This window comes from Gardnerella sp. KA00718 (genome assembly GCF_049244285.1).
Lineage (GTDB): Bacteria > Actinomycetota > Actinomycetes > Actinomycetales > Bifidobacteriaceae > Bifidobacterium > Bifidobacterium vaginale.
On the sequence record NZ_CP058370.1, the window covers coordinates 1,565,315 to 1,592,309 of the forward strand.

General features: G+C 45.5%; 20 protein-coding genes. 1 reads left to right on the forward strand and 19 read right to left on the reverse strand.

Features of this window, described 5'->3' with window-relative positions; translation table 11 throughout:
• Positions 1 to 37: 37 nt before the first annotated feature.
• The 13 genes from HXT55_RS06360 to nusA all read right to left on the reverse strand — a co-directional run bounded on the left by HXT55_RS06360 (position 38) and on the right by nusA (position 16,883).
• Positions 38 to 1,432 carry an NCS2 family permease gene (locus HXT55_RS06360; protein WP_004118365.1) on the reverse strand — a complete coding sequence of 465 codons (1,395 nt, stop codon included), beginning with the start codon at positions 1,430 to 1,432 and terminating at the stop codon, positions 38 to 40.
• Positions 1,433 to 1,724: 292 nt separating this feature from the next.
• Positions 1,725 to 2,504 carry a phosphate ABC transporter ATP-binding protein PstB gene (gene pstB, locus HXT55_RS06365; protein WP_004111995.1) on the reverse strand — a complete coding sequence of 260 codons (780 nt, stop codon included), beginning with the start codon at positions 2,502 to 2,504 and terminating at the stop codon, positions 1,725 to 1,727.
• Between the two features lie 29 nt (positions 2,505 to 2,533).
• Complete coding sequence (gene pstA, locus HXT55_RS06370) at positions 2,534 to 3,541, reverse strand: phosphate ABC transporter permease PstA (RefSeq protein WP_004111993.1); 1,008 nt, start codon at positions 3,539 to 3,541, stop codon at positions 2,534 to 2,536.
• Complete coding sequence (gene pstC, locus HXT55_RS06375; protein ID WP_192382272.1) at positions 3,538 to 4,512, reverse strand: phosphate ABC transporter permease subunit PstC; 975 nt, start codon at positions 4,510 to 4,512, stop codon at positions 3,538 to 3,540. The genes pstA and pstC overlap by 4 nt, the downstream gene beginning before the upstream one ends.
• 94 nt (positions 4,513 to 4,606) lie before the next feature.
• Positions 4,607 to 5,788 carry a phosphate ABC transporter substrate-binding protein PstS gene (gene pstS / locus HXT55_RS06380; RefSeq protein ID WP_192382283.1) on the reverse strand — a complete coding sequence of 394 codons (1,182 nt, stop codon included), beginning with the start codon at positions 5,786 to 5,788 and terminating at the stop codon, positions 4,607 to 4,609.
• Positions 5,789 to 6,070: 282 nt separating this feature from the next.
• Positions 6,071 to 6,772, reverse strand: coding sequence for a 5'-methylthioadenosine/S-adenosylhomocysteine nucleosidase (gene mtnN, locus HXT55_RS06385; RefSeq protein WP_004111987.1), 702 nt, complete (start codon positions 6,770 to 6,772; stop codon positions 6,071 to 6,073).
• Between the two features lie 8 nt (positions 6,773 to 6,780).
• Positions 6,781 to 7,257, reverse strand: coding sequence for a hypothetical protein (locus HXT55_RS06390; RefSeq protein WP_174160359.1), 477 nt, complete (start codon positions 7,255 to 7,257; stop codon positions 6,781 to 6,783).
• Positions 7,258 to 8,022: 765 nt separating this feature from the next.
• Complete coding sequence (locus HXT55_RS06395; protein ID WP_248912261.1) at positions 8,023 to 9,282, reverse strand: 3-deoxy-7-phosphoheptulonate synthase; 1,260 nt, start codon at positions 9,280 to 9,282, stop codon at positions 8,023 to 8,025.
• 113 nt (positions 9,283 to 9,395) lie between these two features.
• A complete protein-coding gene (locus tag HXT55_RS06400; protein ID WP_014554782.1) occupies positions 9,396 to 10,733 on the reverse strand; it encodes a riboflavin kinase in 1,338 nt (445 codons plus the stop codon).
• An 89-nt stretch (positions 10,734 to 10,822) separates the two neighbouring features.
• The gene (gene truB, locus HXT55_RS06405; RefSeq protein WP_013399447.1) at positions 10,823 to 12,025 is read right to left on the reverse strand and encodes a tRNA pseudouridine(55) synthase TruB; all 1,203 of its coding nucleotides are present in this window, start codon (positions 12,023 to 12,025) and stop codon (positions 10,823 to 10,825) included.
• A gap of 36 nt (positions 12,026 to 12,061) precedes the next feature.
• The gene (rbfA, locus tag HXT55_RS06410) at positions 12,062 to 12,643 is read right to left on the reverse strand and encodes a 30S ribosome-binding factor RbfA (RefSeq protein ID WP_004111977.1); all 582 of its coding nucleotides are present in this window, start codon (positions 12,641 to 12,643) and stop codon (positions 12,062 to 12,064) included.
• Between the two features lie 2 nt (positions 12,644 to 12,645).
• The gene (gene infB, locus HXT55_RS06415) at positions 12,646 to 15,579 is read right to left on the reverse strand and encodes a translation initiation factor IF-2 (RefSeq protein ID WP_410312054.1); all 2,934 of its coding nucleotides are present in this window, start codon (positions 15,577 to 15,579) and stop codon (positions 12,646 to 12,648) included.
• Positions 15,580 to 15,836: 257 nt separating this feature from the next.
• The gene (nusA, locus tag HXT55_RS06420; protein ID WP_004118356.1) at positions 15,837 to 16,883 is read right to left on the reverse strand and encodes a transcription termination factor NusA; all 1,047 of its coding nucleotides are present in this window, start codon (positions 16,881 to 16,883) and stop codon (positions 15,837 to 15,839) included.
• A 221-nt stretch (positions 16,884 to 17,104) separates the two neighbouring features.
• Here nusA and HXT55_RS06425 point away from each other — a divergent pair, with 221 nt between their 5' ends.
• On the forward strand, positions 17,105 to 18,058 hold the full coding sequence (locus HXT55_RS06425; protein ID WP_004115930.1) for a hypothetical protein: 954 nt from the start codon (positions 17,105 to 17,107) through the stop codon (positions 18,056 to 18,058).
• Positions 18,059 to 18,504: 446 nt separating this feature from the next.
• On the opposite strand, the gene HXT55_RS06430 is transcribed toward HXT55_RS06425, so the two are convergent.
• From HXT55_RS06430 to HXT55_RS06455, 6 genes are all read right to left on the reverse strand, one after another.
• Entirely contained in the window at positions 18,505 to 19,839 is a 1,335-nt protein-coding gene (locus tag HXT55_RS06430; protein ID WP_004118354.1) for a C1 family peptidase, read from the reverse strand.
• A 175-nt stretch (positions 19,840 to 20,014) separates the two neighbouring features.
• Positions 20,015 to 21,406 carry a cell division protein gene (locus HXT55_RS06435; RefSeq protein WP_004111967.1) on the reverse strand — a complete coding sequence of 464 codons (1,392 nt, stop codon included), beginning with the start codon at positions 21,404 to 21,406 and terminating at the stop codon, positions 20,015 to 20,017.
• A gap of 109 nt (positions 21,407 to 21,515) precedes the next feature.
• Positions 21,516 to 22,187 (reverse strand): pyroglutamyl-peptidase I, encoded by a 672-nt coding sequence (locus HXT55_RS06440; protein ID WP_101888068.1) that lies wholly within the window; start codon positions 22,185 to 22,187, stop codon positions 21,516 to 21,518.
• 31 nt (positions 22,188 to 22,218) lie between these two features.
• Positions 22,219 to 23,184, reverse strand: coding sequence for a polyphenol oxidase family protein (locus tag HXT55_RS06445; RefSeq protein WP_004575086.1), 966 nt, complete (start codon positions 23,182 to 23,184; stop codon positions 22,219 to 22,221).
• 54 nt (positions 23,185 to 23,238) lie between these two features.
• Complete coding sequence (locus HXT55_RS06450) at positions 23,239 to 24,096, reverse strand: aldo/keto reductase (protein WP_004115945.1); 858 nt, start codon at positions 24,094 to 24,096, stop codon at positions 23,239 to 23,241.
• A gap of 126 nt (positions 24,097 to 24,222) precedes the next feature.
• Entirely contained in the window at positions 24,223 to 26,967 is a 2,745-nt protein-coding gene (locus tag HXT55_RS06455) for a polyribonucleotide nucleotidyltransferase (RefSeq protein WP_004115946.1), read from the reverse strand.
• Positions 26,968 to 26,995 lie beyond the last annotated feature (28 nt).

Consider the following 26,995-nt stretch of genomic DNA (forward strand, 5'->3'; position numbering starts at 1 on the left):
AACTAATATCTAACTTAACTAATACAAACTAACAGATTTACAAAACTGCGTTAGCAACAAAATCAAGAATGAACAAAAGCGAAACAATCCAAAGCATTGGATGAACGTCTTTAGCACGCTTCTTGCAAGTCATAACTAAGCAATACATGATAAATCCAGCGGCAATGCCGTAAGAAATCGAGTAAGAGAACGCCATAAACACAGCGGCGAAGAACGCAGGAATAGCTTCAGAAATATCATCCCAAGCAATCTCCTTCAACGAGCTTGCCATCATGCAACCTACAACTACAAGCACGCCAGCCGTAGCAGCAGCAGGAACAGCGCTAGCCAAAGGCGCAAGCACAATCGAAAGTGCAAAGCACACAGAAACAACTACAGAAGTCAAACCAGTGCGGCCACCAGCACCAATACCAGCAGCAGACTCAACGTAAGTAGTGGTGTTAGAAGTACCGCAAATTGCGCCAACCGAAGTTGCAATCGAATCAGCAAACAGCGCACGATCCATCTTGGAGCTAAAGCCAGATCCGTTTTCCAAAGCCTTCTCATCTGCCTCAGAGAAAATGCCAGTTCTGCGGCCAGTACCAATAAACGTGCCAAGAGTGTCGAAAGTATCCGACATAGAGAAGGCGAAAATAGTTACCAAAACAAGCGGAATACGTGCTGGATTAGAGAAGAGAGCAGGGAAACCTTGCGGACCAAAAATAGCACCAAAGGTGGTTGGAAGCTGAGCAAAAGCATCTGTAACAGAAACAGCGTTATTTAACGAAGTCAAGCTAAGCGGAATACCAATCAAAGAGGTTGCAATAATCGTAATAAGCAAGCTTGCGCGAACCTTAAGAACAGTAAGAACAATAGCCAAAACAAGTCCAATAAGGAATAGCCACAAAACAGGATTGTTAATAACTGCAAGACCTGGAATAGCAGCGGTTGGCTTACTCTTAGCAGCGGCAGCAGGATCCTTGGAAGTAAAGGTGATTAAGCCAACGCTCATAATGCCAACGTATGCAACGAATAAACCAATGCCACCACCAATCGCGTGTTGCAACGAAGTTGGGATGGCACGAATAATCATCTTACGAATCTTGGTAACGGTAATAATAATGTTAATTAAACCGCACAAGAACACCATGCACATGGCTTCTTGCCACGTAAAATGCAAGCCAAAGCAAACTGTGTATGTGAAGAATGCGTTAAGACCCATGCCAGCAGCTTGAGCGTAAGGCACGTTAGCAAACAAGCCCATAACAAGCGTGCCAATAATTGCTGCGATGATTGTAGCGAGGAAAACGCCACCCTTAGGCATGCCAGTTTGGCTTAAAATCATTGGGTTTACGACGATAATATACGACATTGCAAAGAATGTAGTGAGACCTGCAGTGATCTCCGTTGATACATTCGTGCCGTTTTCTTTGAGATGGAAGAACTTTTCCATAAACTCTCTGTTCCTTGGTTTACAGCGCAAAAGACCATAAAAAGCGCGGCGAGAGCACTTGAGCAATCGCGGACGCAATTACATTTGGGCATTCACGCAGAGGTTACTGCGACTCGCTCGACGCACAAAGCAAAAGCCGAATAAACACGCTAGAAAACTCACGAAATTTGAAACGACTTATAGAACTTTGAACAACCGAACAGGTTCGACCTTACGCGCACGTGCTGACCAAAGAAAATCATGTAAAGAACCATGCAAAGAAAACGTGTAGCGAATCGCACGAATGCAAAAATCACCCAAAGCGGCCAGAAATGTAGCGTTCCGCCTCCGTATTGCGCGGATTGTTGAACATAGTGGTTGTATCTGCAAAATACTCAAGATGCCCTGGTTTTCCAACCGCCTTAAGGTTAAAGAACGCAGTGTAGTCGGCAACGCGCGCTGCCTGCTGCATGTTGTGCGTTACAATCACAATCGTGTAATCGCGCTTAAGCTCGTTAATCAAATCTTCTACAGCAAGAGTAGAAATCGGGTCAAGAGCAGAGCAAGGCTCGTCCATAAGAAGCACTTGCGGATGCACAGCCACTGCTCGCGCAATACAAAGTCGTTGCTGCTGGCCGCCAGAAAGCCCGATTCCTGGCTTATCTAGTCTATCTTTAACTTCGTTCCACAAATTCGCGCCGCGCAAAGCCCACTCAACTAGGTCGTCGGCATCTTGCTTTGAAATATGGCGATTATTTAAGCGAACTCCTGCAAGAACGTTTTCTCGAATAGACATTGTTGGGAAAGGATTTGGACGCTGAAACACCATTCCAACATCTCGGCGAACTGCCACAGGATCCACATCTTTGCCATACAAATCACGGCCTTCAAGCAACACCTGACCTTCCACGCGAGCGCCTGGAGTAATCTCGTGCATGCGGTCTAAAGTGCGCAAAACCGTTGATTTTCCACACCCCGAAGGCCCAATAAAAGCCGTAACCTTGTTTGGCTCAATGCTTATGTTAACGTCTTCTACTGCTAGAAAATCACCATAGTAAATGTTCAAATGCTTAACATCAATGCGCTGACCCATTTGCGCCTCACTTTCTAAAATCCTTCGTCTTACTTTGCTTTTACTGAAAACACGCGCGCCACAACTCGCCCAACAATATTCAGCAGCAAAACAATCACAATCAAGGCAAGAGCCGCTGCCCATGCTCGCTCCATTGGAATCGTAGTAACGCACGAAGATGGCGCGTTAGCTGGGCAATTCGCCGAAAGCTTTGAATACTCTTGGTAAACGTACACTGGCAAAGTGGTCATTTGCCCATCAAAAAGATTGAAATTCGTGGATGCAATAAACCCAGCTGCCATTAAAAGCGGAGCCGTCTCTCCAACCACGCGTGCAACCGCAAGAATGCAGCCAGAAACAATGCCAGGCAAGGCGGTTCGCAACACAATTTTTGTAATCATGCGCTGCTTTGTAACACCTAGAGCCAGCGCCGCTTCTCGCAAATCATTCGGCACAATTTTTAGCATTTCTTGACACGACTTAACAACAGTCGGAAGCATAAGCAGCGAAAGCGCAACAGACCCTTCAAAACCGTTGATTGTTCCAGGACCCACAAAAATCGTAAAGCTAGAAAACGCAAACAAGCCAGCCACAATCGAAGGTATTCCGCTCATAACGTCTACAACAAGATTAATCAACGTAGCTAAGCGACTTCCTCGCGCATACTCAATCAAATACACGGAGCACATAATTCCAATCGGAATCGAAATCAGCATTGCGCCAAAAGTAATCTCCAAAGTTCCAATAATGGCGTGCAAAATACCGCCGTAACCACCTGTGCCAGTAGCAGCGCCACCAACCACATACGTCATATTATGCGTTAAAAAGTCAAGGTTTAGTCGCTTAATGCCGTTTACAATAGTCGTAAAAAGCAAAGAAAGAAGCGGAATTAGAGCAACTACAAAAGACAGGAAGATTAGCACGCGCATAAACGCGTCTTTTCGCTTACGACTTGCGATTCTAGAACGCGTTGGACGGAACTTGTTAAAGTCGATTTTTGGAGATTCGCTGCTTGCGCTAACAGAGCCAGCTTGTAACGATTCTGAATTTTGCATCATGCACTCGCCTTTCCCGTGATTTTGCGAGCAATAAGGTTTACAGCGAATGAAATAACAAACAGCACCAAACCTGTAGCAATAAGCGCACTAACACCCAATCCGTTGGCTTCTGGGTATTGCGCTGCTATGTTTGCTGCAATCGTCTGGTTTTGTGAAGCTTGCAAAATGTTGAATTTAAAGGTGAATCCTGGAGACAAAATCATAAGAACTGCCATTGTCTCGCCAAGCGCGCGACCAAGACCAAGCATAGACGCGGAAACAATTCCCGACTTTGCAAACGGCAAAACCGCTAGCTTTATCATCTCCCACTTTGTGGCACCAAGAGCGAGCGCGCCTTCTTGCTGCAATCGCGGAGCTTGCTGGAAAATGTCTCGTGCCATAGAAGTTATAATCGGCAAAATCATAACAGCAAGAACAACACTAACGGTTGCAGCACTACGCGAAGGACTTGCCGCAGGACCTGCAAAAAGCGGAATCCAGCCAAAAATGTGCGAGATAAACTTCCAGAATGGGTATATGGATGGAACTAGCACCAATCCGCCCCAAAGACCGTAGATTACGGACGGAATCGCAGCAAGCAAGTCGACTACACCACTTAAAAGCGGCACCATTTTTGGCGGAGCATAGTGGCTTATAAACAGCGCGATTCCAATCGAAACAAAGAATGCAAGGAGCAGAGCGAGCGCAGACATAAGAACAGTTCCAAAAACCATTGGCGCTACGTAGCTTAGGAAATCGTGCGCTTTGCCTCCCGTAAAGTCTAAAAATACTTGACTTACTTGGCTTTTGTTTGCGCCTACAATCGGCAACGCTTGAAACAGCAAGAACAACGCCACAGCTGTAAGCACCATTAAAATCAGCAATCCGCATAAAAGCGCTACGCTTTTGAACAAGCGGTCTGCAAAACCACCTGCAAAATGGCCACTTTTGCGCACATCTTTACTGATTTCAGTTCTTTGTTTAGAACTCACTCATGCTCCTTTTGTAGTCATTATATAAATGCTATCAGCAGCAATATATTGACTACTCTATTAACTACTCTAAAATCTTGGCAAATTACTATTTTTACTTGCCTATCGACTGAATCGACTTGTTAATCCTGCCCATAAGCTTTTCTGGCAAAGGCGCAGTTCCAGCAGCACCTTGAGCCGCAGCCTGGCCATCTTTGCTGGTAACGTAGCTAAGCCAAGACTTTGCAAATCGTGCTGTTGCAGCATCTTTGTAAGCGCCGCACACAATATCGTAAGAAACTAGCACAATTGGGTAAGCGCCTTTTTCTTCCGTTTTGTGGTTTATTTTAACAACAACGCGGTGCTTTGATTTTGCTGCAGCATCTTCGTCAACCTTTGAATCATTAACGGTTATAGAGCCACCTTCTGGGCTAATCTCGTTGTAAGAATCTCCCACTTTTACTGCCACAGTTCCAAGCTTTCCAACTTGCGAAAAGTCCGCATATCCAATCGCTCCGTCTGCCATGCGGATTGTGGAAACAACGCCAGACGTGCCTTTTGCGCCCTGACCCACGCTATTTGGCCAATTTTCGCTAAGATCGTATGACCAATCGCTTGGCGCAACGTCTTTTATGTAGCTTAAGAAGTTCTGCGTTGTGCCAGACTTATCGGACCTATGAACAACTGTAATCGGCTTATCTGGTAGCTTTAGCTTTGGATTTTGCGATTTAATCGCATCATCATTCCAACGCGTAATCTTGCCGTCGAAGATTTTTGCGATTGTAGAAGCATCCATATTTATGTGTTTTCCAGCATCCGAAATGCCTTTTAGATTAAAGATTACTGCGATTGGAGAAACGTATACTGGAACGTCGAAAGCCGTAGTGCCATTAGCGCAAACCGACTTTGACTTTTCTAACTCGTCGTCGCTTAGCGATTTATCGGATCCAGCCCACGCTGTGGCTCCCGTCATAAACGTTGTAACTCCTGCACCCGAGCCAGTTGGATTATATGCGATTTTTGCGCCAGGATTTTTTGATTGGAATCCTGCAATCCACGCTTCTACAGCAACCTGCTGGGAAGATGCACCCGAACCTTGGAAGTTTCCTACGATTTTTGCGCCAGTATTTGCGGACGATTGCGAATTACTTGCAGGAACATTATCTCCGCAAGCTGCAAGGCTCACTAAAGTTGCGGATGCTAGCAATCCTGCTGCAATCGCGCGAATGTTCAAATTTGTGTTCAACTTGATTGATTTATTTTTTACTGCATTATTTTTTACTGCATTTTTACGCATATTCTTCATTCCTTTCAAGAAGAATTGCCATCATGCCAGTCAATCTGCGTTTCTCGTATAACCTACCGCAAATTTTCCTCTTAAACTATTTAGACTAATGTTTAAAACTGGCATCTTTTATTTCTTATTACCTTTTTCTTCTATTAACGATGCCAATCTTAAGAGGGGGGTAAAAACCTTGCCGCCAAAATCTGATTGCACTCAGAAAATGGCGGCATTTAGCGCTACTCGCCTTTTGTTTGGCGATGCAGCACGTCGGCGACCACATCGGCGTGTTGAATTCTACAAATTCCTAACAATATTTACCGTCATTTTTGCAGCTGTATCCGCGTATTCGGATATGTCGAAAGTGTGGAACTCCTCGTATTTTGTGTCTGCATTATCGCTCATTGCGCGCACAACTAACGCTGGAACGTCGTTTCTTGCAGCAACGTGAAGAATCGCAGCGCCTTCCATTTCTACAGCATCCGCTTGAGTCGCCTCAATCACTTCCGCCACTTTTTCGGGCGTGTCTACAAAATATCCGCCAGAGGCGATTGTTCCCAAAATGTGGTTAATGCCCATCTTTGTTAAAACGCTGTCTGCAGTTTTAAGAAGATAATCGTCTGAATGATATTCGTTTGTAAACGGCTTCCACTGATTAATCATGCGCATGTCGGTGTCTAAATATTTTAATGTTTTTCCAAGAACAACATCATTCGTATGCAAATTTTTATTGAGATTTCCCGCAATTCCCGAAAAGATTACGGCCTGCGGCTTGTACGTATCAATTAAATACTGTGCAGTTGCAGCGGCATTTACAAGTCCCATTCCGCCAACTGTTGCAGCAACTTCGATTTTTCCGCCATCTTCGCATTCAAGCACGCCACAAGATACATCTAAGCTGGCTGCCTTATTATGCTTAACATTGCTAAGAGAACCGGCAATGTGAGTAACTTCTTCTTCCATAGCGCCAATAATGGCGATTTTTGTAAACTTAGGCATTCGTCAAATCATCCTTTTATCTTGTGCATTGAATTGCGTCTAATCAAAAATACGCTTACACAACACATAATAACAAAAGATGCGGTTGCAATTTTTAGCAAAGCGCTGCACGTAAATTCAAACCAAGGATTTGTGGAGGGAACATTCAAAAAACCCATGATTGAATCGTGGAACGCAATAAACCCAAAGAAAGACGCTATTAGCAAAACGCAAATCGTAGAGCCAACAACAAGACGCCATCCGCGCACAAAAACGCAAAGCACAATCAATGTAATAAACGGAACAATAACGCTAAGCCATAGTGCGGAACAGGTAACAACAGTGTAGCCTTTGCTGTGAGTGCCGCGATACCACGCAAACGCCAGAAGAAATGCGCCAGCAAGCAGAAGCGCAAAAATCGCGTATCGCGCGATCGTCAGGGCGCGGCTTGAAACGTTTTTATCTTGGTGAAGATTGTTACGATCGGGGGCTGGCGATTCGCACATTTTGCACTCCTTTGTTCAAAAATGCTGCATATTTGAGGTTTTATTGTAATAGTTTGTAACTAAAAAAAAAACACGGCGTGTCGTGTCGTTCGCGCAAGCTGGGTAGAGATTCGAGATTTTTCGCAGCGAATGAAACGTATCGCTCGCGCGTTACAGCGCGCTCACGTCTTCGCTTGCGTTGAAAGCACACTGTGCTTTCAACTTTGAGCAAGCTCAGCGAATCGAAGTGCATTCGCGCGCTACGCTTTAAGCGCTCATGCAGGTCGATTCGCAGCATGAAATGGTGATTCGCTGAAGTAGCAAGAAAAATCGAGAATCTCGGTGTTTAAGCGATACGCAATTGTTCAGACTTGTAAGAGGGCTGGGTGATTCTTGGTCGAACAGTATAAGAGCGGCAGCCGATACCAAACAATCCAAATGATCAACCACTACAAACAAACCTCAACCCAAAAACAAAATCAAAGCCAAATCGGAACAACCGCAACAACAGACAACACGTAAGAGGCGGAGCGTTGTGCGAATCGACGACTTCGAGCTGCATAGCGCGCGAGAAGTCACCTCGATTCGCTGAGCCGCTTAAATGTAAAGTCCAGTGGACTTTACATGCGGCGAAGACGTAAGCGCGGCTAATCCGCGCGAGCGCAGAATTAGCCAGCCCTCCTACAACACCAAGCAAGGAAATATAGGAAATCGCACAACATTTTCGGGAAAATCTTCCCGACTTTGTAGCTCGACACGCCGATTAAAGCAACATTTTCGGGAAAATCAAGACTTAAGTCGGCGAGAAGAAACAGACTGCGCAAGCGTGTTAAGCAATCGCTCGGTATCTTCCCAAGAAATGCATCGATCCGTAATCGACTTTCCGTACTCAAGCTCACTCAAAGGCGCAGGATCTTGGTTTCCGCCTTGCAAGAAGCTCTCCATCATAACGCCTTTAATGCCTTTTTCGCCATGTGCAAAACGGTCCGCAATATCTCGCACAACTTGAATCTGGCGATTCTCATCTTTGCCCGAATTTCCGTGCGAGCAATCGATTACAACGCCATTAGACGCCACGCAATCCGCGCCGAGCCTCAAACGAACCGATGCAACAGAAGCCGCAACAGAAGCCGCATCGTAGTTTGGACCCTTGCTAGAGCCGCGCAAAACAACATGACAATCAGGGTTTCCAAGTGTTTGTACAGCGCAAGCGCGTCCAAGATGGTCGATGCCAAAGAAAGTGTGATGCTGGCTAGCGGCCAAACATCCATTGACGGCGGCCGTAACAGAGCCATCCGTTGCATTCTTAAATCCGACTGGCATAGAAAGACCGCTAGCAAGCTGGCGATGAATCTGCGATTCCGTGTTTCGCGCGCCAATCGCCCCCCAGCTAACAGCATCCGCAATAAACTGCGGGCTAGTCGGCTCCAAAAACTCGGTTGCTGCAGCCAAACCAGCGTCCAAAACGCCAAGAAGCGTGCGACGCGCCAAAAGCAAACCCTTGTGAATATCGTGCGTGCCGTCAATATCGGGGTCGTTAATCAAGCCCTTCCAGCCAACTGTTGTGCGCGGCTTTTCAAAGTAAACGCGCATAACAATCAAAAGTTCACCTTCGAGCTTTGCGCGCAAATCAGCCAAACGAGACGCGTAGTCAAGAGCTGCCTTAGGATCATGCACAGAACACGGTCCAACAATAACAAGAAGGCGGTCGTCATCTCCATTAAGGCATCTGCGGATTTCATCGCGTGACTCTGCGACAATATCTTGCGCATACGGAGAAAGTGGCAACTCACCAAGCACTTGTGCAGGAGTGGGAAGCGGCTCCAACTCCAACACGCGACGGTTGATTATACGATCTACTCCAACCTGGTCTTCCCAGCGCTCGAATTTAGATGAATCGAGTGGATTTTTCCCTTCTTCAACAGCTTTTTTAACAGCACGAGCATCCGAGTGATTTAAGGCATTGCTGTTAAACGATTTACAATTAAGATCACTTGTACTAGACTCAATACCACTAATATCGCTGATATTAATATCCAACTCCATAATCACCGCCAATCTTAAGCACAAAACACCACAGCTGCAGCCAATAATCTGATTAAATCAGATTCCAATCAAGCTAGATCAAGAAAAATCAGCCTAAACTAATCTAAACCAGCTTATCGGTTTTCAGCATCAGTTATTTCTCGCACTTTCTCAACATCGTGTCTCACAGCGTCCTTAAGAGTCTCAACAGAATCGAAGGCATGTTGAGGACGTAAGAATTGCGCAAATTCAATGCAAATGCGATGACCATACAAATCCTGCCACTTATCCGTTAAAGCATAAGCTTCAACCACACGATTTTCACTATCATTAGGATACGTAGAAGAATCTGCGCCAAAATCAGAGATAGAATCAGATTCAAAGATATCGCCAGAATCACCAGAAACTACATTCTTAACAGAAGCACCTTCATTCGACTCAGCAAAAGTTGGCTTAGTTCCAATTGAAATCGCAGCAGCCCAACGCCATGGCGAATGAACTCCAAGATGCAACTCATCCTTGCGCAAAACGCCAACACTCGGAATACTAGAAGAATGCAAATTATCAGCACTAGCCTCGTCCGCATCTAAATCAACAATCCAACCAGCGTAAACTCCATCAACAGGCACATACCCATCAATACGCTCGCCCAAATTCACTGTTGGGAAACCGATTTCACGACCGCGCTCGGCACCATGAACCACAATACCCTCAACTCTATGCGGTTGACCAAGAACATCCCTAGCATCGCGAACCCTACCATTCGCGAGCATCCATCGCACATTCGTAGAGCTCCAAGCACGAACCTTCTTATTCGGCATACCTTTACTCCAAGCGCGATATTCCGCCTTGTTCATACCATCCGCAGGGTCTTTTGGCTCTCCATCTTCAGACGGAACTTCTGGCACAATTGGGTCTGGAACACGAACATCCCCTGGACCAAAATCGTCTACCACAACCAAATCAAAAACGCCCGTAGCCTGCGCAAGCTCCTTAATCGCATGAACATTCCCAGCTCTACGCGCTCCAAGAGCTGCATCCGACCCGAGTACAAGTGCACGCATACCAAGTTTTCCAACAAGCTGCCCTAGGAAGAATCTGTATGATTTTGCAGCAAAAGCTAGGCTGTATCGAACAATAATCACATGATCCACGTCTAGCTGCTGCAAAACCCTAAGACGCTGACGAACACTTGTTAACGCCTGCGAATCCACTGGAATCTGCGCGTTATCTCCAAAATCGTCGAATAAATCTGGGTTTTCATGAACCACGCTTGGTCGCGGATCAAACATTATAACAACAGAAAACGCATTGTTTTTGCGAGCAAGATCAACGGTGCGTTCAATAACTTTTCTATGCCCTAGGTGCATGCCGTCAAACACACCTATAGTAACAATCGCCTTACGCTGAGCACTTAATGTTGGCCAATTAATCATGCCGTTGGCATCTGGTCGAATGTTGATGACCTTCATCATATCCTTACTATTCGCAACTATCCGAAATAAGCAGCATTACTGCCGCGAACCCTTATTTTCACACTATTAACTATTTTACCAGCAAACTAGCTTTGTACAAATACCACAATAGGTTTAGCTTCTATTTGATTTATATTTTTTTCATTTTTTTCTTGTAACTTGGAGAACGCTCTGCTTCCCCCTGCGGTTGCTGGCGACTTTTCAGCGGTTTCCAGAACTGCAACAACATCGTTTTGCTCATCTTTTTCGGCTTTTACGTATGCAATAGTATTTTTTTCGCTAATCGCAGGAATCACTATTTTTCTACCAAAACGCAAGTCTTTAGCCTGATTTTCGCTGATTTCAACTGTTTGCATGGTTAATTTTGCGGATTCAAACATACTTAGAACACGATTTTGTAAATCATAGTTTTTTTGTGCAGATTTTTTGCAAGAAGAATCTCCAGATAAGTCGCAAGCAACCGAACTGTTAGAAACACTGTCAGAAAAATAGTCAGAAACACTATCGTGTCTGTCAGCTACAACAGCCTTTGCGCGAGTCTGAGTCACGCCATTCTTGTCCGTAAATGTACGAATCCTAGTTTCAAGTTTAAGAACCCTATCATCTTCTACCGAAAATTCGCCAATTCGAGTTCTCCTAAGACTTACTAAATGTCCTCCTACACCAAGAACACGCCCTAAGTCGCGAGCAAGTGCGCGAATATACGTGCCGCTAGAACAAGAAATACTCGCACGCACATCAACAACTTTTGCACCGCTTACACCCACATTAAAACGCGCATCCAGAAGCGAAAAGTCATGAATAACAACTTCTCTCGGCTCTAAATGAACATCTTTACCTTCACGCGCTAAGTCATAAGCACGCACACCGTTTATTTTAATAGCCGAAAAAGCCGTTGGAGTTTGCATAATGTGCCCAGTAAAATTCTTAGCGATTACGCAACGCAATTCTTTAAGAATCTCATCAGTATTTGCAGAGTTTAGAATGCTATTTTCATCATCAACACTTGAAACGACATCACCGTCTGCATCATCCGTATTGGTTGATTCGCCAAGACGAATCACAGCCTCATAAGTCTTATCGTGACCAAGCAAATAGTTAAGCAAGCGAGTGGCGTTACCAAAACCAAGAATCAGCAATCCTGTAGCCATTGGGTCAAGCGTTCCCGCATGACCTACGCGTTTAGTGTGCAACAATCCTCTTGCACAAGACACAACGTCATGGCTGGTAACGCCTTTCGGCTTATCTACTAATAAAATGCCTGAAGATGATGTTTGAGAACTACTCATTACTAAATTTTATTTGATTAATTATTTGATTTAAAACTATAATTCCAAATGAGCAGAATCATCTAAATCGTCGGTTGCTGGCGACTTATCTTCTACAAAATCGTTTTCGCTGTTCTCATAATCCTCATACTCGTCGGAGTCATCAAAATCATCAGAATCATCGGAATCGTCAAAATCCTCATCTTCACGAGGCTTTTTATACGGATCCTCTTCACCAGCGTACCGAGCATTTTCTCGCGCTTTAGCTAGCTCCTCATCACGCTTACGCGCGGCGACCAAAATGTCTTCAATCTCATGAGCTTCACTAGGAACCTCATCGTAAACAAATTGGATTTGAGGAGTTAAACGCAATCCAGCCTTAGCTCCAACTAGAGTGCGCAAACGCCCCTTAGCCTGTTGCAACGCTTGGGCTGCACGCTGACGCTCACCCTGCTCTTTACCAACAGTACCAAGCTGTGTCCAATACACTTTAGCGATCTGCAAGTCGTTAGTAACTCTCACTTCTGTAATAGTCACATTAGCAAGTCGCTTATCGTGTAAATGAGCCTCCATGTTGGACGCAATCACTCTGTGAATCAGAGCCGCAATTCGCGCGGCTCTAGGGTTTGTTCCTGCCATAATTACTTGCGCTCAATCTGCTTCATTTCAAAGGTTTCGATTATATCGCCAAGCTCAATGTCGTTAAAGCTGCCAAGGTTAATGCCTGCCTCGTAGCCTTCGCTAACGGATTGAACATCATCCTTGAATCTACGCAAGCTGGAGATTTCAAGATCGTTAACAGTAGCAACACCGTTACGCAAAATACGGCACTTTGTACCGCGCTTAACTTCGCCGTCTTGAACCATAACACCAGCAATATTGCCAAACTTGGAAGAACGGAAGATTTCACGAATCTCAGAGTGAGAAGTAACAACCTCTTCAAACTCTGGCTTAAGCATACCCTTCAAAGCAGCTTCAATATCTTCGATAGCCTTGTAAATAACCGAGTAGTACTTGACTTCCACGCCCTCGCGGTCTGCCAAATCGGCAACCTGACGGTTTGGACGCACGTTGAAGCCAATAATCACAGCCTTATCAACTGTTGCCAAGTTCACATCATTCTGAGTAATTGCACCAACACCGCGGTGAATAACCTGAATTCCAACTTCGTCGGAAACCTCAATCTTCATCAAGGAATCTTCCAAAGCCTCAACAGAACCAGAAGAATCGCCCTTAATAACAATGTTGAGCATATCAACTTCGGACTTAGCAAACTGTTCCTTAAGGCTTTCAAGAGACACAACCTTGCGACGCTTAGCAAGCTGAGCTGCACGCTCTGTAGCTTGGCGCTTTTCGGCAATCTGACGAGCGGAACGATCGTCGGATGTGACTAAGAACAAGTCTCCTGCAGTTGGAACAGAAGTCAAACCAAGCACCTGAACTGGCGTAGAAGGACCTGCCTCTTGCAAGTGGTTGCCATTTTCGTCGAGCATTGCGCGAACACGACCATAAGACGTACCTGCAACAATAGAATCTCCGACTTTAAGAGTGCCTTGCTGAACAAGAACAGTAGCAACAGCGCCACGACCCTTATCAAGTCGAGCTTCAACGGTTGCACCACGAGCATCCATGTTCGGATTTGCCTTAGGATCAAGCTCAGCGTCAGTTGTCAAAAGAACAGCCTCAAGAAGCTTATCTACGTTAGTTCCCTGCTTTGCGGAAATATCCACAAACATGGTGTCGCCGCCGTATTCTTCTGGCACAAGACCGTACTCTGTAAGCTGACCGCGCACCTTATCTGGGTTTGCTCCAGCAACATCAATCTTGTTTACAGCCACAACAATAGGCACGTGAGCAGCCTGAGCGTGGTTGATTGCCTCAACAGTTTGAGGCATAACGCCGTCGTCTGCTGCAACAACAAGAATTGCAACGTCTGTAAGCTCTGCACCACGAGCACGCATAGCAGTAAATGCTTCGTGGCCTGGGGTATCCAAGAACGTAATCTTGCGCTTGTCTCCATCTAAAGTAACCGTAACCTGATAAGCGCCAATACGCTGAGTAATTCCACCAGCTTCTCGAGCTACAACATTCGACTTACGAATAGTATCAAGCAAACGAGTTTTACCATGGTCAACGTGACCCATAACAGTAACAACTGGAGGACGAGTTACAAGATTATCGTCTTCTTGAAGTTCCTCTTCATCCAAATCAATGTCGAACTGTTGAAGAAGCTCTTTATCTTCTTCTTCTGCAGAAACGAGATTAATATTCCAACCGATTTCTTCGCCAAGAATCTGGAATGTTGTTTCATCCAAAGACTGTGTAGCTGTAGCCATTTCTCCAAGATGGAACAAAACAGTTACCAAAGCAGCTGGATTTACATCAATCTTTTCTGCCAAATCAGAAAGCGTTGCACCTTGACGAAGTCGAATCGTAGCGCCATTTCCAGAAGGAATACGCACGCCGCCAATCACTGGTGCTTTAAGCTCTTCGTATTCTCTGCGCTTTGCAAGACGATTCTTTCGAGCCTTAGAGGACTTTCCACCCTGACGACCAAATGCGCCTGCAGCACCTGCGCGACCGCGACCACCGCCACGAGATGGACCAGCATTTGGAGCGCCTGCAGCCGCAGCTTGGAAGCTTGCAGCCTGATTTGCATTAAAGCGCGATTCTGCAGACGGACGAGAGCTTGCGCCATTACCGCCACCCTGACGATGTGAACCAGACCACTGCGAAGAGCGGTTCGAACCATTACCGCCGCCCTGACGAGCGCCTCCGCGACCTCCGCGACCGCGACCACCGCCGTTGCCATTTCCTCCGCCTTGACCAGGCTTTGCTCCACGAGAATTTTCTGCAGCAGCGCCTGGACGTGACATTGGGTGAGGACGAGGAATATCACCAGGTGTAGGAGCGCGCATACCTTGCTTTCGGCTGAACGGATTGTTACCTGGACGAGGAGCAGAACCAGAGCCAGCACCCTGATGCGGACGAGGGCGTGGAGGCATCTGAGAAGAACGATCTGACTTAGAAGAACGATTTTCCCCGCGCTTATCGCCTCGTGCATCGTTACGATTTTCGCCACGCTTATCGCCTCCACGCTTAGAATCAGCGTTAGCGATAGCATGTGGCTTTACGTGACCAGCAGAAGGCTTAGGAATTACACCATTTGGAGTGGAAGATGAATGATTTTCTTTATTGTCACTATTATCATGATTATCATGTGACTTTTGCGAAGAATGCTGTTTTTCCGAAGCTTTTTCTGAAGACTTATCCAAATTTCGTTTTTCAGCATTATTCTGAGCCAACGACTCCGATTTATTAGAAGAATGATTAGTCTTATTCGAAGAATTATCAGCATTCTTATTTGCAGCAGGTTTCGCATCATTCTTTGCAGCAGACGATCCAGAAGATGATCCAGCGGACGCAAACTCTGTTTTTAATCTACGTGCAACAGGAGCCTCTACTGTTGAAGACGCGGACTTAACAAATTCGCCCATGCTCTTCAACCGCTCCAACACGGTTTTGCTGTCTACACCAAACTCTTTAGCTAGTTCGTATACGCGCTTTTTTACCACTCAGTGTTCTCCTCAGTCTGTGGCAGCGCAAAACGAACGCAGCCACTTTATATTTTTATAAGATTCTTATTCTTATGCTCTTTAGTGAGATACCTCATAATGCGATATCTCATCGTGCGACCATGATTTCAACCATGATTTTCCGTACCTCGTTCCCACTAGGCAGAAAGCTGCGCATAAGCCCAAATTGCAGCTTTCAGCATACTCGAAACGTTGGATTCTCGGGAGTGTCGCTAATGCTAATCCACGGGATGTTACTATGCTGAAACCTTAGAATCAGCATTCATTTCTTCCTGCTTCTTAGCATGTTCTTCCGCAGACTCAATACCAATCTTCCAACCAGTAAGTTTTGCTGCAAGCCTTGCGTTTTGACCTTCCTTACCGATAGCAAGAGAAAGCTGAGAATCATGAATAAACGCTACAGCCGTCTGGCTCTTTTCACTAACAACATGAACCTGTGTTGCTGTTGCTGGAGAAAGAGCAGCGGCAACAAACTTCGCTGGATCTTCCGACCAATCAACAATATCTATTTTTTCTGGACCAAGATTCTCCATAACAGCACGAACACGAGAACCACCAGGACCGATCAAAGCACCCTTTGGATTAACACCTTCCGTGTTGGCACGAACAGCAATCTTAGTGCGAGCGCCAGCTTCGCGAGCAATAGCCATAATCGAAACTGCTCCAGAAACAAGTTCTGGAACCTCGCGCTCAAAAAGTCTACGAACAAGATCAGGATGAGACCTAGAAACAACGATTTCTGGACCACGCAAACCACGAGCAACGTTCACAACGTAAACACGAATACGCTCACCATGACGATATCTTTCGCCTGGAACCTGCTCACGACGCGGTAAAATCGCCTCAACATCTCCAACAGCAACATGAATATTAGAAGGATCTTTAGAATCCTGCTGCACAACGCCGTTAATCAACTTTCCTTTTTGTCCAGAAAAAGCACCAAATACACGGTCATCTTCTACTTTACGGAAAAGTTGAGTAATAACCTGACGTGCCGTAGCAGCAGCAAGACGTCCAAAATCACGAGGTGTATCATCGTATTCTTCGCCAAGAGTTGGTGCTGGATGAGGATTATCTTCCGTAGGAACTCCAGGAATCTCGTCTTTTGCCCACACTGTAAAGCTGCCAGCACGCTCATCTAATTCAACGCGAGCATGCCTAGCTGGGTGAGAAGTCTTCATGTATGCAAGACGCAAGGCCTCGGCGAGTGCCTCGTCCAGCTCCTCGGCATTAATCCCCTGCTGCGCCGCAAGCTGATGCATTCCCGCCAAATCCAATTCCATCGTGCATGTCCTCCTGTTGAAAATTCATTTATAAATTCACTTATAAAATTAACTTATTTTTCTTTTATCGCGATTAGCACACAACAAACGCGTTAAAATCTAAATCTAACAACGGTTGTAAAGCACAAAATCTTATGACTGCAATTGAAAATGTTAAGCATACAATGCCAAACGCAAAACAAGCAAACATTGGTCACAGTCACGGACTATTTTAGTAGATTATGCAGACACAGTTTGTTTTGTTAAGAAGCCTATTAGAGCGCACAAAACACAATCAAAAGCGCAATCAAAAGCATACGCAAAATCATCTTTTAATAGTTGCAGCATTAATGGCAATAACAATGCTTTTCAGTGCATGTTCTAGTACAAAAGAATTAAAAAACAACAATCTGCATTCTTTGCAAAACCACGAACCTTGCTACAAAATTATGCAAAAAGCAAAATCAATCCAAGAAAAAGTGGATAAAAAAATAAATAACTTAACATCTAAAGACTTAAAGAATGCTTCTGACACATGGAAAAAAGTCGCAGTTCAATGTAACAGTAGATTCGCTCAAGGCGTTGTGTTCAGTGCCCAAAACATTTGGAAATTAGCCAATTTAAATCAAACTGGAAATGCTGAAACAATTAAGCTAGCTGAGCAACTAGAATTAAACTCTTACAAAAAAATCCAAGACTTTGCAGACAATAACAAAAACCTATACTGGAATCATGATCCGCTAGCAAAAGCAGCTGTAGCACAAGACAAACTCGCATTTCTATTGCAAACACTAGCTGCTAGAGATGCAAAAAACGTTTCACTTCGACAAAGCGACATGACGGCTACAATTTCAAACACACTTATGCACTTTGCTTCAAACGGAAGTGACTTGCGTCAAAAAGTCTATGAGATACCTAAGCAAAACCTGGAATCAGGAATCGCTAAAGACAACGCCACAGGAAAAGAACTACCTATTGTTGCAATAGCCTATATGGATTGTGCAAGAGAAGAACTAGCCGCGTTAAATCAAACGATTTTCCCCATAAACAAAGACGGAAAAATAAATAATGATGCGATTGTAAGTATCGAAAATCAAGATTTTATAGGTGTACTTGCAGATATCGTAGTTTCACACATAATAAGCGCGTATTCAAACGGATATCCAACTGACGATTCTGCAATCTTTGAACAATAAACGCACTAACCTAGCAACTTCGAGCAAGCTTGGGCGCACTCGAGTAGGTTAATTTCCTAGTGAAATTAACCTAAGCTACAACATTCGCGCGGTCTAAGCGCGCGAATGTCCTCGCTGCAGCAGAAGCAATGCTTCTGCCCTAAGCAGCTCGGGCGCTTTGGAGTAACGCGAAGCGCAAAAACCACATAAATACACAATGTGACACCTGCTGCGTCTCGATTGACGCAGCAGGCCGCGTTCGCGCAAAAAACACACCGTGCTTTTTGCAAATAGCGAACGCGGCGCATTAGAGTAGCTTGAAATCCTAGTGATTTCAAGCTATGCGATTTCGTTCGCGCGGTCTAAGCGCGCGAACGTCCTCGCTTGCGTTGAAAGTCCACTGGACTTTCAACCTGAGCAAGCTCGGGCGCTTTGGCTTAACGCGAAGCGCATTATGCAGCTTCGCGTTAAGCCAAAGCGCCCATTGGGTCCCACGCCGGTAAAACAATTGCCGGCTCTTCAAGCGCCTTACGATACTCCTCTGGCAAAAGCGCCTTAGGCACAGCAACCTCATACACGTACTCAGTAAACCAATCGTCACTCATAGTAAAGTAACCCTTGTCGGCAATATCCGCGCCCCAAGAGTTCTCAACTCGCCAGCGGCGAGTAGTCGTGCCATCTTCCGCAACATCAACCCCAGCAAACGCCATCGCATGGTTCATCGCCGAATCAGCAAAACGCACACGCTGCTCCTTGTTTAAATCAAAATCAACGCCATAAACGCGATCATACTCAAACAAATCCGTAGCCCAAGCACCGTTTACACGATCCATCATAGGATGGCAATCCGCACCAAACCAAACTGGAATGCCCTGCTCAACGAGGATCTTACGCACACAATCCTTCATAAACTGATTTGGTACGTTCAAATATTCCGTAGCGTCTCCACCAGCAACATTACCCAAGTGCTCAATCGCAATCTTCTTGCCCTTTGGATGCTCCGCACGCGGATCGTCTACTAAGCAAACGTAATCTTCCAGCCCAGCCGTAACATACTTCTTCCAAAACTCAACTGGCGTAATCTCGCCATCGCGATGGAACTTTCCGTCCTCATCCGTCCATTCCCAGTCGAAGCTCTTTGGCGGCTCACCCAAGTGGATTGTAAGAATCCTATGACCTGCAGCAGTAGTTTCCGCAATTATGTCGTCAATATCTGCAGCATTAGCGTACATGTGTGCAACAGCCGTTCGCAACAAACGGCGAAGCTGAGTGTTCATAGCGTCCGTATCTTTAGACGACTCCGTTTCTGGATACAAGTCTTTAGGCACGGCACCATACTTCTTATAGACGTTCATAGCCATTGTCCACTGACCGCCGTCACCCATAACGTCGTGCAACAAATGCTGTACTAGTCTAGAATCAGCTGGTTCACCAGAGCGAACAAGAGCAGCAACATCCTTTAAGAAATAGTTGATTCGCTCAAGTTTATCGAAATACATTGCGTAATTTTGCGAAAACTCAAAATCCTTAACTTTAAGCGTTTTTTTAGCCACAAATCGCGCAACGTTCAAAGAGCTAAATAGCCAGCAGCGACCAGAATGATCCTGATGCCTTGCGTCACCATTATCCACAACCGTTGAGAATCGGCGCTGCAATAAACGCGCGCGGTCATAGTTGCGCGCTACCTTGTCGATTCCAGCGGCAGTAACACCGTTCATTGCTAAACGATTCAATGGATTTGCGTCAAAATCGTCACGCAAACCTTGCAAAGCCTCGGCACTTAATTCAGAGATCTCAGTCACTGTCTAACCTTTCTTGTTTTTCCTTATTTTATCTTTATTTTTTATAGTTTATTTTAGCTTTTTACGCAAATCTTCGGATGCTTGCGACTTTTCCGTGGAATCTATTTACTACTTTTCTTTATGAGTTTTCTATAAATCCACCACACAGCACAATTCGCTACTCACAACTCGCCACTCAGGATTCCTGAGCGATAGCTTCTTCAACTTGGGCTTGTGCGTCTTTCCTCGCCTGTTTTTGAGCATCAGCATCGCTATTATCCGAAGCATCCGCATCTGCAGAATCGCCAGAATGCCCCTGTCCAGAAACAGCATCACCAAAATCAAATCCAGAAAAAGCGTTTGCAAACAAAGACCTAAGCTCGGTAACACGTTGCGTAATTTGCGCTTCCCTATGCTGCAGCTGTGTTAGGCGCGCCGTCATACCATCCAGCTCCTGCTGAGCTGCTGCCCTACGCTCTTCCACTTGAGCCGTAGCATCTTGCATAGCTTTACGAACGATTTGTGCAGCCTGAGCATCCGCATCCTTATGCGCCTGTGCAGCATAATTATCCGCATCCTGATGAATAGTTTTTGCCCTAGCAACAAGCGCATCAGCCTCTTCTTGAGCAGCGTGTTCTCGCTCTTTCAATCCAGATATAAGTTCGTTCACCTTTTTTGTTGCTTCTTCTTGCTGAGCTGCAATATCGTTTCTAATTTGCTCAACTTCTGCACTAACCTGGCTTAGCGTGCGCGTGCGCTCAACTTGCGCTTCGTCTGCAATCTCCTGGGCTTTCGCAGCAGCAGCATCTGTAATTTCTCCAGCCTTGCGCTGCGCATCCGCCATCATCTTTGTTGCTCGCTCCTGCATGTCTGCAAGTTTCTTGTTTGCTTCTGCCAAAGCCGACTCAATCTGATCATTTGTCTCTGCTTTAGCATGAGCAATTTCCGCGTTTGCCGCAGACCTCTGTTCCGCGATTTTCTGCGCTGCATCCGCTTTTAGCTGTGCAATTGCTCGCTCCTGCTCGGATTTTTCGGATGCCATTCGCTTCGTGTGTTCTTCTCTAGCGTTGTTTATTTCCAGCGTTGCAGCATCTCTTTGTGCAGTAACATCTTTGTTTGTTGTTTCACGCAAACGCTGCGAGTCTTCTTTTGCCGCACTCGTCATCTGGCTTGCCTTGTTGCTTGCTGTAGAAAGCAGCGTATCCGCTTTTGTTTGAGCCTCTTGCAGCAAATGCTCTGCGTCTAATTTTGCATTGTTTAGCAAGGTTCCCGCCTGCGCCTGAGCAGTTTTTTTAATCGACGCAGCGTCTTGCTTTGCGCGTTCAATTAGCTGCGAACTCGTCTGTTCTGCCGACGCAAGTAACTGTTGCGCATTTGCGCCCAAAGATGCAAAAGTATTCCCGCTTTTTGCACGTTTAACATTATTTTTTTCTTCTTGCAATTGTGCTTGCAATTGAAGAATAGATTCGTCACTAGATCGCACTTGTTCACGCAGACGCGATATTGTGCGCTCGTAGTTAGAAAAGGCTTCGTTGACTTTATCTTTGTCGTATCCGCGCAAAGCAGTTGGGAAACGATCTGGCACCATAGTTTTTCCTTTCACAAACCCCCGCACGATTCACTAACTTATCGTGCACACTCCATCAGCAATAACGCTATCACTTTAGACGCAAAAACACTCGGGCGTGTCGAGCGAACTACTCGAGCAATATGCTTAAAGATGAAGGTTTCATATAGTATTTTACGGCTTCACGAATTATGTTTTGACCAGCTTTTATTTGCGAATCTAACGGCAGCCCATGCCTAGCGTCATGAGTTGCAACAACTGGAGGAAAACTTACAAATCCTGCGATTATCTGCTTTTTAGAATTATTGGACGCCCAATTTAATAGCCTATAAAACAGTGAGTTGCAAACGTATGTTCCTGCATCCGAACTTAGTGTTGACGCTATTGCATCGTGAGCAAAATCGTTCAGAATCATTCGCAATGGCAACCTAGTCCAATATGCAGATGGTCCATTTTCAACAATTTGTACACTTTGTGGAGTGTGGTTATCTACGTCTGGTTTAGTTGCGTCCATAATATTTGTGGCGCACCGTTCTAATTGCACTCCGCGAGCAGTATGTTTTACCCCTGTTGCTATTACAATATCCGCATCTTGCGCATTAATCATTTCTAAAAGCTGAGGCCATGCGTTTGCAAAGCTAATCGGCAGCATTACAGACTTGATATTTACGCTAACATCTTCTGGAAGATCAAGCTCCTGACTTGAATATTGTTCTAAAGCCAATGGCACTTCGTAAGACGGGTTTACGCTAAGATCAACATATGGTCCAAATCCTGAAATAACTACGTTAATTTGCTTCATAACAATAGCTTTCTACGAATAGCTTTGCTTTTTACTTATCTTTGACTATAAGCGCAAGCAATCGTCCTTCATGTGATTTTCCAGCAAGACCTGCGCGTCTATGAGAATACCAGAGTGGATTTTCCAACGTGCACATTGGGTTTTGCAACGCCTGAAGGCGACTTTTCAGCGTTCCACCTTCGCAATCAACATCGCAAACTGTACTCAATTCTTCGTCTTCTGCCAAATATTGAGTTGCAGCTGTAACTCGCGGCAAAGCGTCAACAACGTTTGCAACTCCTGCCAGCGCTAAATCAATGCGGGCAGCTTCAGCAATATCAATTCCCACTCCACCAAAACGCGTTTGCGTTGCAGTCTGTGGGTAGCGTCGCTCAAAGTCGCTAGCTATTTCTTCGCCAACTTCATAGCAATCGCCACAAATACATGGTCCAAGAACAGCTGTTATATTCGAGCATTCGGCTCCTTTCTCACACATTGCTTCAATAGTAGAATCAAGTACTCCAGCCATTAAGCCTTTTCGTCCGCAATGCGCTGCAGCTATTACTCCAGATTCACTATCGGCAAGTAAAACTGGTAGGCAATCTGCAGCAAACATTCCTAAAGCGAGTGAGCATGCTGTTGAAACTTGCGCATCAGCCTCAATTCGCACTTTTGAATCTGCAAAACCTGTTGCATCGAAACCGTACTGAGTGTTCCATGAATCAACTATTGAATCTGCATCAAATACGTTATTTCCATGCACTTGGCTAACAAGACACAAGTCGGCTTTAAGAGTATTTTGCAAAGCACAACGGTTGCTAAACACAGCTTTAGCATCGTCGCCAGCTTTGCCACCTAGGTTAAGCGACGCAAAATCACCTTCGGAAATGCCACCTAATCGTGTTGTAAAAACGGCGTGAGCGCGCGATCCCAATGGCACTGGAATTGTCACTGGAATTGGCAACCCGTGCGCGTCTTCATGAGCAAGTGGCATTCCTGCTACGCTAGTTTCCTGCATATTATTCGCTTTCGTTTTGTTTTATTTGCTGTAACAAGTTATTTGCCGTAAAAGTTAGCCCAAATAAGCTAATTCTTCATCGCTTAACTGCAAATCCGCAGCTTTTAGACTATCCAATATTGTAGCTGGCCTATGCGCGCCTGGAATAACAAAAACGTTATTTCCCTTAGCAAGCTCCCAAGCCAAAACAACCTGCTGATAGCTAACTTTATGAGCATCTGCCACTTTGCGGAATGGGTCAAAAAGATGCTCGTCATATGGGTGACGGAACCCTCCAAGAGGACTCCAGCAAACAAACGCAATTCCAAGCTGCTTGCAATATTGCAACGTGTCTTCATTCTCTAAATGCACTGGAGAATACTGGTTTTGCACAGCCACAAGCTTTTCTCCAAGAATTCCGCGCGCAATGTCAATCTGCTCAACAGATGCGTTAGAAATGCCAATTTCGCGCGCAACTCCTTCATCGAGCAGCTGTTGCATTGCTTCAATCGACTCATTGTATGGAACTTCTGGATCTGGCCTGTGGAAGTAAAGCAAATCAATCGTATCTACGCCAAGAGCCATTGCTGACTCTTTAGCGTGCGCAATCAAATGCTCTGGCTTACCATCTTTACCCCATGTTGGTCGTCCGTCAGTAAAGTTGCGGAAGTGTCCGACTTTTGTTGCAACTAAAATAGAGGACTTGTCTCCATTCCAACTTTCTAAAGCTTCGCGAACAAGCTTTTCTCCAGTTTGTTCCTCGCCGCCAGAACAATAGTATGCCCATGCTGTATCGATATGAGTGCAGCCTGCATCAAGAGCTGCATGAATAGTTTCGATACCCATATCGTGTCCAAGATTGTTTTCAATCGTCAATGGCATTTCACCAAAACCAATAGAAGTGGTTTTAAATGAACCTAAAATGCGATCCATAATAGTATTTCCCTTATTTTAAGCCGTTTTAAAATGCCCCCAAGTGCAAAAGCTACTTGAAGGCATTTAGAATTATTTTTATTTTATGCGACTACGCTTTTGTGCGTTCATCTATTTGACTTAAGATTAATCCTCGTCAAATGGGTCAAAATCGCGACGGATCCTACGACGAGGGCGCTCAGAACGCTCTTCGCGAGACGCGCGATACTCATCATAGTGATCGTCATCAGCTGCGTAACGTGGATTACGGTCGTTTCCACGACGATCGGCATTGCGATGAGCAGACCTATCTTCATGGCGATCATCGCGATTATCCCTGCGATCATCCCTATCATCATAACGATCTTCACGTGGAGCGCGTCGGCGAGGACGATCTTCAAAATCGTTGTTATCGTAACGATTATCCCTGCGATCATCCCTTCTGGAAGAACGATCCTCATAACGGTCAGAACGATCGCTTCTATCGTTTCGATCATTCCTATCGTCATAACGCGAATCACGATCATCACGAACATTACGGCGGCGAGGGCGCTCATCCCTATCGCCCCTATCATCCCTATCGTCACGTGGAGCGCGTCGGCGATCGCTTCTGCGATCATCCCTATCATCACGATCTTCGCGAGGAGCGCGACCACGGTTTTCGCGAGGCGCTGGAGCAGAAGATTCCTGATTCTCAAAACCTGGAATAGCCAAAGAAATCTTACCGCGCTCATCCACGCTTTGTACGATTACTTCTACGTTATCGCCTTCCTTAAGCACATCTTCAACAGTATCAATGCGCTCGCCATTAGCAAGGTTACGAATCTGAGAAATGTGCAGCAATCCGTCACTTCCAGGAGTCAAGTTTACGAAAGCACCAAAGCTTGTTGTCTTAACAACCTTACCAGTGAAAGTTTCACCAGCTTTTGGAATACGAGGATTTGCAATAGAGTCGATGATTTCCTTCGCCTTCTGAGCAGCTTCGCCGCCTTCAGAAGAAATATAAACAGTACCGTCATCTTCAATGGCAATCTCGGCACCAGTTTCTTCTTGAATCTGGTTAATCATCTTGCCCTTAGGTCCGATTACTTCACCAATCTTATCTACAGGAATCGTAGTTGTGATAATGCGTGGAGCAAATGGGCTCATCTCAGCTGGGCAATCAATGCACTCGTTGATAACTTCAAGAATCGTTGCACGAGCTTCGTGAGCCTGCTGCAAAGCGGCAGCCAAAATATCAGCTGGAATGCCATCAAGCTTAGTGTCAAGCTGCAAAGCAGTGATGAACTCGGAAGTACCAGCAACCTTGAAGTCCATATCTCCGAAAGCATCTTCTGCACCGAGAATATCGGTCAAAGTCTTGAAGATATGCTTTCCATCAACATCTCCCGAAACCAAGCCCATAGCAATACCAGCAACTGGAGCCTTCAAAGGCACACCAGCTGCAAGCAAAGAAAGCGTAGACGCGCAAACAGATCCCATAGAAGTGGAACCGTTAGAACCAATAGCTTCAGACACCTGACGAATAGCGTATGGGAACTCTTCACGACTTGGCAAAACTGGCACCAAAGCCTTCTCCGCCAAAGCACCATGACCAATCTCGCGACGCTTTGGAGATCCAACGCGACCAGTTTCACCAGTGGAATATGGAGGCATTTCGTAATTGTGCATATAGCGCTTAGTCTGCGGACCAGAAAGCGCATCCACTTGCTGCTCCATCTTAAGCATATTCAAAGTAGTTACGCCCAAAATCTGGGTTTCACCACGCTGGAATAGCGCAGAACCGTGAACGCGAGGAACAATATCAACTTCTGCACTAAGCGTACGAATATCGCGCAAACCGCGACCATCAATTCTGTAATCTTCCGTCAAAATACGACGACGAACAATCTGGCGCTGCAACTCCTTGAAGGCGTTACCAAGCTCCTTTTCCTTCTCCTCATCGTCCATATCAGTAAACTCTTCTGCGATTGCAGCACGCACGCCTTCCTTAATTTCAGCAATGCGATCTTGGCGTGGGAGCTTTTCAGCAATAGAAAGAGCCTCGTTCAAATCAGCATGAGCAATCTCATCGATTCTTGCATAAAGTTCGTCAGTGTATTCTGGGAACAGCTGGAATTCCTTGGTTTCTTTAGCTGCAATACGCTTCAACTCATTCTGAGCGTCGCAAATAACCTTAATAAAAGGCTTTGCAGCTTCCAAACCACCAGCTACAACTTCCTCATCTGGCTTGATTTGACCCTCGTTATAGATCAAATTCCAAGCGTTCTTGCCAGCGCCAGCTTCGATCATTGCAATAGCAACATCGCCATTTTCAATAACACGACCAGCCACAACAATCTCAAATACTGCACGCTCGCGCTCACTCCAGCGTGGGAAAGCAACCCACTGACCATCAATCAAAGCCAAACGAACGCCAGAAACTGGGCCTTCAAACGGCAATCCAGAAATCATAGTAGATGCAGATGCAGCATTCAAAGCAATAACATCGTATGCATCATCTGGATTAATTGCCAAAATCGTTTCCACAACTTGCACTTCGTTACGCAAAGTGTGTGGGAACAATGGGCGTAATGGGCGGTCAATAATACGGCACGCAAGTGTTGCCTCATTTGACGGGCGTCCTTCTCTGCGGAAGAAAGATCCTGGAATCTTTCCAGCAGCATACATTTTTTCTTCCACATCAACAGTTAATGGGAAGAAATCGTAATTTTCCTTTGGGCTAGATCCTGCAGTCGTCGTCGACAAAATCATGGAATCATCATCCAAATATGCGGCAACAGCACCGTCTGCTTGCTGAGCAAGGCGACCAGTTTCAAAGCGTAGCGTACGCTTTCCAAATGAACCATTATCAATAACGGCTTCTACAGCCTTAATTTCGGGACCCTCCACGGGTTCCTCCTTTTCTTAACTTACCTAA

Bases quoted from the DNA above. Each gene is read 5' to 3' on its own strand.
- HXT55_RS06360 (WP_004118365.1), bottom strand. From the start codon at position 1,432: ATGGAAAAGTTCTTCCATCTCAAAGAAAACGGCACGAATGTATCAACG.
- pstB (WP_004111995.1), bottom strand. From the start codon at position 2,504: ATGGGTCAGCGCATTGATGTTAAGCATTTGAACATTTACTATGGTGAT.
- pstA (WP_004111993.1), bottom strand. From the start codon at position 3,541: ATGATGCAAAATTCAGAATCGTTACAAGCTGGCTCTGTTAGCGCAAGC.
- pstS (WP_192382283.1), bottom strand. From the start codon at position 5,788: ATGCGTAAAAATGCAGTAAAAAATAATGCAGTAAAAAATAAATCAATC.
- mtnN (WP_004111987.1), bottom strand. From the start codon at position 6,772: ATGCCTAAGTTTACAAAAATCGCCATTATTGGCGCTATGGAAGAAGAA.
- HXT55_RS06390 (WP_174160359.1), bottom strand. From the start codon at position 7,257: ATGTGCGAATCGCCAGCCCCCGATCGTAACAATCTTCACCAAGATAAA.
- HXT55_RS06395 (WP_248912261.1), bottom strand. From the start codon at position 9,282: ATGGAGTTGGATATTAATATCAGCGATATTAGTGGTATTGAGTCTAGT.
- HXT55_RS06400 (WP_014554782.1), bottom strand. From the start codon at position 10,733: ATGAAGGTCATCAACATTCGACCAGATGCCAACGGCATGATTAATTGG.
- truB (WP_013399447.1), bottom strand. From the start codon at position 12,025: ATGAGTAGTTCTCAAACATCATCTTCAGGCATTTTATTAGTAGATAAG.
- rbfA (WP_004111977.1), bottom strand. From the start codon at position 12,643: ATGGCAGGAACAAACCCTAGAGCCGCGCGAATTGCGGCTCTGATTCAC.
- nusA (WP_004118356.1), bottom strand. From the start codon at position 16,883: ATGGAATTGGATTTGGCGGGAATGCATCAGCTTGCGGCGCAGCAGGGG.
- HXT55_RS06425 (WP_004115930.1), top strand. From the start codon at position 17,105: ATGCAGACACAGTTTGTTTTGTTAAGAAGCCTATTAGAGCGCACAAAA.
- HXT55_RS06435 (WP_004111967.1), bottom strand. From the start codon at position 21,406: ATGGTGCCAGATCGTTTCCCAACTGCTTTGCGCGGATACGACAAAGAT.
- HXT55_RS06440 (WP_101888068.1), bottom strand. From the start codon at position 22,187: ATGAAGCAAATTAACGTAGTTATTTCAGGATTTGGACCATATGTTGAT.
- HXT55_RS06445 (WP_004575086.1), bottom strand. From the start codon at position 23,184: ATGCAGGAAACTAGCGTAGCAGGAATGCCACTTGCTCATGAAGACGCG.
- HXT55_RS06450 (WP_004115945.1), bottom strand. From the start codon at position 24,096: ATGGATCGCATTTTAGGTTCATTTAAAACCACTTCTATTGGTTTTGGT.